The sequence below is a fragment of the Pseudomonas sp. NPDC087614 genome, from assembly GCF_044743485.1.
In the GTDB taxonomy this organism is placed as follows: Bacteria; Pseudomonadota; Gammaproteobacteria; order Pseudomonadales; family Pseudomonadaceae; genus Aquipseudomonas; species Aquipseudomonas baetica_A.
Genome location: NZ_JBIUWN010000134.1, coordinates 1 through 6565 on the forward strand (window position 1 = coordinate 1; position 6565 = coordinate 6565).

Below are 6565 nucleotides of genomic sequence, written 5' to 3' on the forward strand. Positions count from 1 at the left end.
GGCACTGTGATGTTGAACCCGGATCGGCAGCAGCAGACCGAGAAAAGAGCGGCATAGTTAGACGGCGACGCGACAACAACCTTGAAAAACGCCGAGGGACACGAGCCAAAAAGGACGGGTAAGGGTTGGAAGGGAATGGGGACTCAAGGGTAAGAGCTCTATCCGAAAAGGCTAAAAGGCCACTGACCCAGCCACCTCCCGGGGGTCACGATGCTCAGTCTGTTTCGCCACAAAAGGCAGAAGCCACCTCCGCCACCGACCATCAACGTCGCCGAAGGCTACCTACCCGTTGAGTCGGCCCACAGCCTGTTAGCGGCGGACCACCGCTGTCAGTTGCTTGATCGGATTTGGCAGTACACCGCCCTCTCCCACGCGCAGTTCAGCCAGCTCTATTTGAATCCGATACATCGTTACGCCGAACAGGTCCAGCAACTCCTGGCCAGCGAAACACACCACCATGCGTATCTCGGCGGCATGCTCGACCATGGCCTGGAGCTGGTCGCTTGCAGTTTGAAACTGCGTCAGTCGTATCTGCTTCCCACCGGCGCCGCGCCCGAAGACCAAGCCGCCCAGACCGATGCTTGGTCGGCCGGCATCGCCTATGGCGCCCTGCTGCATGACATCGGCAAGATCGCCGTGGACCTGCAGGTCGAACGCCAGGATGGCCGGGTTTGGCATCCTTGGCAGGGTCCCCTGGATCAGCCCTACCGTTTTCGTTACCTCAAAGGTCGTGACTACCACCTGCACGGTGCCGCCGCAGGCTTGCTCTATACCCAGATTCTCGACCGCCCAATCCTCGATTGGCTCAGTGGATTTCCGCCACTGTGGGCCAGTCTGCTGTATGTCCTTGCGGGCCAGTACGAACGTGCCGGCGTGCTCGGTGAGTTGGTGATGCAGGCCGACCGTGTTTCCACCGCACAGAACATCGGTGGTAACCCGAGCAAGGCGCTGCAAGCGCCGATTCATTCGCTGCAACATCACTTGATTAGCGGACTGCGTCATCTGGTTCAACACGAGCTGAAACTCAACCAGCCCGGTGCCGCGGGATGGCTGACCCAAGACGCACTCTGGCTGGTCAGCAAGAGGGTCACGGACAAGCTGCGAGCCTATCTGCTGTCGCAGTCGATCGAGGGTATTCCATCGTCCAATATCGCTGTGTTCGACGAGCTGCAGTCGCATGGTCTGGTCGAGTCCACCCCGGAAGGCAAAGCCATCTGGACCGCGCTTGTGGCACAGGGAAATTGGCAGCAGACATTCACCTTTCTGCGCATTCAACCGGCGTTGATTTGGGGAAGCGAAGACCGCCCAGAAACTTTCAGCGGAACGGTGAGCATTACTGTCGGTGACCACTCGACTGACGCTCGGGTAACGCCACTAGCCCCCAACGCAGGTCAAGCAGGATCGCGTCAAATCTCTTCGCTGACGGATACCGTTGCGATAGAAGATGCTGACTACCTCGGCACACTGCTGGATATGTTTGAAATGGGAGAACCCGAGGTACGTGATGCACCGTCAGCAAACGCTCTCGAAATCTCAAATCCTCCTTCGAATAACCCTGGCCAGGCATTCCTGAATTGGCTCAAGGAAGGCATCCTCAGCCATAAGCTGATCATCAATGACAGCAAGGCCAAAATCCACACGGTGAGTGGCAGCGTATTACTGGTCACACCTGGCCTCTTCCAACGTTACGCGCAGGAGTTTCCTGGTATCTCACAGGGGGCCGATCAAGAAACTGAAAAATGGCGCTGGGTACAGAAGCAGTTTGAAAAACTGAAGATCCACAGGAAGCGTGAGGACGGTCTGAATATCTGGACGTGCCAAGTGCACGGCCCCAGGAAAACAGCCACTTTGAAGGGATATCTGATTGAGGAACCGAAGCTATTTTTTGAATGGATACCACCCGATAATCCCTTTCTTAAAATTGAGAAAGCTTAAATCCCCCAAGGATCTCATTTCGGGTCGAAGCGCGAGACTGCCTCATCGACGCCTTCGTTATCCAAGACGCTGGGTGATAAATCCGGAAGTACTCTTGGTGAGGTACCACGTCAGGATGCAGATCACCGGCACGGCAAGAGCAATCGTTAGAAGAGATATGATGATCTTGACAGACGACCTAAATGTTTTGCAGGAAGAGACCCCATCTCGGGTTTCCAGTCCGCCCACCGACTTGTATGCTCTGTAGCGATCAAAATCGCTCCCGCGACAACCGTGACGTTGTCACTGTTCAGACTTTTCGTCGGTAAACCATCTCCATGACCATCGCCATCACTGCACCCGAGAAGTTCAACTTTCAGGATTTGGCCTGCCTGGAAATGATGTTGCGCTTCGAAAACAAAACTCAAGCGAACTTTTACGTCGAACCTCTGGGTGGAGAGGACGGGGAGATCCGATTTGAAGGCACAGCAACAGGCCGCCGGGTAGAAATCCAAATCAAAGGGTCGGAGCTAGCGGTCAAGCTGTTGGACATTGCCAAATATCTGGCTCATTGCCCACCACGGAAAAGTAACGGCACCTTGCTCGAGCGTTTATTGGACGACCCAGAGCTTACCGTGCTGTTCATAGTCTCCGGTCGTTGCGATGATCAGACGGCGCTTTATTCCGTGGCACCTGATTGGTTGGGCGCCAGTCACGGAAAGCCGATCAAGGTGACGGATGCCCAGGCATTCATTGATGTATGGTCCAGCTGTTCTTCGCCCCATGAGGACGATAAGGACTTGGCAATCAAGCGCAAGAATCACTGCCTGACGCTAGCCGGGAAGCTTTCAACATCGGAAATACGCGATGCCTTTCAACGGCTGATCATCCTTGAACGGGTGAGCAACAACTCTTTGCTGGCGAGCTGCTCCGAACATTTGAGGCGGTCTTGGCGTGTCCCTGATGATCGAATTGACCAGGTTATTCTTGAGCTACGCGAGATCGTTAGCGCATCGAAAAGCCTTACCCACCTGATCGACTCATTCCCAAAAGTTCGCGCATTGCTCAACACCATTACTCCCCTGAGCATCCGCCCCACGGACTATGTCGCACGTGGCCAGGAGCAGGCATGGTTCACTCACTTGTCTCGTCATGGCGTACTGCTGCTTTCGGGCTTGCCACGAGTCGGTAAAACCTCTTCTGCGCGCTGGGTCGCTGCAGAGTTCGAGCAGCTCGGGTATGAAGTACGACGGTACTCTGATATCGACGACGCAGAACGATTTCTATCGCAACCAGGTACAGCGAGTCGGTTGGTGGTATTGGACGACCCTCTCGGTGGAACGCATTCGGTAGTCGAGCCGGTAAGGGTCCTTCGTCGACTCGAGCAACTGACAATCGAGTTAAGCCGAGGAACTCGGCGAAAACTGATCGTCGCCCAAGTGGAAAACCATCTGCTGACCGCCAGTCGCAAAGCGAACTTGAATCTTCTGAAAACGGCAGGTCACCAATGGTGGGATCTGGGCCAGTCCGGCAGCCTTTTCAAGGGACAGCTGTGGAGTCAGTTTGCATCTACGGAGCAAGTCCCCGATCCCATTCGCTCATACGTGCAAAATGCTGTTGACCAAGGGGCCTTGGATTTAGAGCCCGGTTGCTTGCTCCACTTGGCCAGCCACCATTACGAGTATGAGGGAGGCTGTGACCTGGACAACCTATACCGTTTCGCGAGGGTCGATGCAGCTAGCCTCGGACACGCTCTCACGGAGCAAGGGTTTAGCAGCATCCTATTGGGAATGTCTGTCGCCTCCAGTGTCAGCGAGCCGATTTCGTCACAGATGCTGGCCGTTTTGGTGGACAAACAAAACGAGGACTCAGAAGCCGCGATCTTAGCCGCAGGTTCACTGTTCGATGATCTTTTCGGTATTCCGTTAGAGCAACTTGCAATGCCATCCACTCCTCAAGACAGGGACAAAGAGGCACAACTCGCCTCGCTGGCCAGTAAGAGGATCATTGAGGTAGTTGCACAAAAAAATATTGCGTTCAGTCACCCGTTTTATCGCTCGGCTGCAGAGGCTAGCCTCGACGACGTCAATTCGTTCAACGTCGACCGGGTCACCAAAGTGATTGCCCAAGGCTTATTCTGCTGGATACCAAGCACATCTCGCGCCACTGCACGTAACCTCGATTGGGTTTTCCAGAGCCTCGTTCAACTGCCTGAGGCTCGCCAGCAAATAGTCAACTACGCCGAGCGTGGATTGAAATCGGTCTTTCCTTCGACTCGTGACCTTTGTTTCAACTTTCTACTTCGCCACCTGAGCGTACTTCAGGCTGATGTACGCCATCGGCTACCTCAGTGGGTGTCAGCAGTCAGTTACTTGACCCTCGATGACATGGAATGGCGTAACGGTGAGGCGCGCCTGTCAGACGAGGCCGGACAGGGGTTTCGTAACCTTGGGAACTGGGGAGCGAAGCCGTCACTGGACGAGGGAGAGCTAGACCTATGGGGAGCCAAGGACAGCCCGTTACCAACGCCTGAGCAGGCAGCTCGAGTGCTCAGTTATTACAAAGACAACCTGGTAACCATGACCTTAGGCAGCATGGGCCGTTTGCTTAGTTTCAATGAGGCCGTAGTTCGCGCGGAAGCAGTCGAACTGTGGCTGCAGTTTCCGCGAGCGGACGACGACGAGGTCATACTGCGCATTTTCCGCGAGGACCATCCACTGGTAGCGCTTGCAGCTCTTAAAGGAACGGTTAAAGGCTGGAACCAATGGACAGAACCGCGGCGAACGCTAATTCTGGAAGGCTTGGCAAGACAAGTTGGCGTCCCCAGCGCAGCAACAGTCGTCATCGCGAAGTTGCTGCTATTCGGTCGTGTGGAGCACACGGGAAAGCAGACTCCCTGGCGGATCTTTGCCACGCTGATGCCGATTGCATTGAGCTCGCTCCCACACAACGCACCAATCGTTGACGCTCGACTCCACGATGTTTGTCTTCAGTCATCAAAATATCTGCAACCTGCCGAAATGATCGACATCTGCGATGCCTGGACCGGTTGGCTCGAGCGCATGCTTCACGATCAGCGTATTCCTGCAGACTTTGCCCTAGGTGTTGTCGAGATTTTGATGCATGCCACAAGGATGCATCCAGAGCTGAGAAAGTCGCGCATTGAACACCTGCTCGCCTTCAAGGACTCGGGAGCGGTACTGGCGTTCACTGCAGACTTGATACACCACGTTGAGCAGCTGACAGATGTTGAGCATCAGAAGCTTATGAAAGTTTGTCTCGAACCACGCCCGGACAGCCGATGGATATCCGCGGCGTTGCTGATGCTAAGTCAAACCCCGTCTTCTGTACTGCACCAGATTCTTCCTTCGGGATTGACGGTCGATTCCTCACCAAAACAGCTTGTAGAACAGCTGCCACTGCCACTACTTGAGGCGGTGATGGACATATTTTACGGCGTCAGAGGTCCTTTGGGTCAGCTCGGTATTGGTAGAGCCAATTCGCACATTTGGATGCCTGTTTTCGAACTGGTTGCGAGCCTACCAGAGCATGCCTTATTCAATGACATGTGGGAGCATTTGGCCAGCGAAGGTTGGCATGAGACAGACCAAGTCGTGACACGTCTGATCCGGGCAAATGCCACCTCTGACAGCGAACGAATTCTCGACATTCTGATTCGGGTCACTTCGCGCTCAGGGAACCCTCTGCCACAGAGCTGGAAGCTGCTATTGGGTCGGGCGCCCGATCCACAGACGCGAGAACGTTGGCTGAAAAAAGTACTGGTGTTGGGGCCGGTGATCCTGCGGGATCTTAGCGAGTTGGACGATTGGCTAGTAGAGAAACAGGATCAACGAGGATTCTGGGAGGTGTTCAAGGAAGATGGGGCCTTGTTGAGACTCACTGCAGCATTAAAAGAAGGTATGCCCGGCATCGACCTTCATGGTCCGCATCTCGCCTCCATCCTTGAGATCTGTATCGACAAATGGAACGGACAGTTCGCCGATACTTACTCCATTCTGCAGAGGCGGTTCACCACCTTAGGTATCACCAGCCCGGAGTTATTGGCACTTCTAGAACAACGACGGCATCAGGCAATCAACAATGCCACCCAGTTGCGAACGCAAACTTACGCTCCTTGGCCCCCAACTGATTGGATTGGACCATGACGCCTACCATTTGAGGCGCGGCACTAGTCTGTAGTGATCTCGGGAACGGCAGCGTCGCTCAGAAGCTGATACAGCTCGGCCACACGACGCCGCTGGCCGCGCTCTCGACAGAAAGCAAAGATCGCGCGCTGCTTGGCGCGTGTGAGTGCCACGAAAAAAGTTGCAAGGCCTTCGGCGTTACCCGGTGTGTGTGCCCACCAAGCCTGATCATCAAGGCCGACGAAGACAATGGTGTCGTATTCGAGTCCCTTGCTCTTGTGGACGGTCATCAGTGGAATTTGCTCGAGGCCCTCAAAGGCATCCAGACAGATCGTCCAGTTCGCAGCCCCCCTCGCCGAAGCGGCGAGATGCAACTGGAAGGCTTCGACCATGATTGCGAGCAGATCGCCATGTGGTGGTCAACTAATTCCGGACACCTCGATAGGTGGTTTCGATGCCATCGCCCGCTCGTAAACGGTCGGCGGCAGATACCCCAGTTTTGAGTG

Annotated in this window: 3 protein-coding genes; 2 read left to right on the forward strand and 1 reads right to left on the reverse strand. The window is 54.9% G+C overall.

Annotation, left to right across the window (positions count from 1 at the left end; genetic code table 11):
- Positions 1–210: 210 nt before the first annotated feature.
- Both mobH and ACIOWA_RS27005 read left to right on the forward strand, forming a co-directional pair.
- The gene (gene mobH / locus ACIOWA_RS27000; RefSeq protein ID WP_401162826.1) at positions 211–1935 is read left to right on the forward strand and encodes a MobH family relaxase; all 1725 of its coding nucleotides are present in this window, start codon (positions 211–213) and stop codon (positions 1933–1935) included.
- A gap of 317 nt (positions 1936–2252) precedes the next feature.
- Entirely contained in the window at positions 2253–6080 is a 3828-nt protein-coding gene (locus ACIOWA_RS27005) for a hypothetical protein (RefSeq protein WP_401162827.1), read from the forward strand.
- 23 nt (positions 6081–6103) lie between these two features.
- Here the strand turns inward: ACIOWA_RS27005 and ACIOWA_RS27010 are convergent, their stop codons facing one another.
- Positions 6104–6451 carry a 3'-5' exonuclease gene (locus ACIOWA_RS27010; RefSeq protein WP_401162829.1) on the reverse strand — a complete coding sequence of 116 codons (348 nt, stop codon included), beginning with the start codon at positions 6449–6451 and terminating at the stop codon, positions 6104–6106.
- Positions 6452–6565 lie beyond the last annotated feature (114 nt).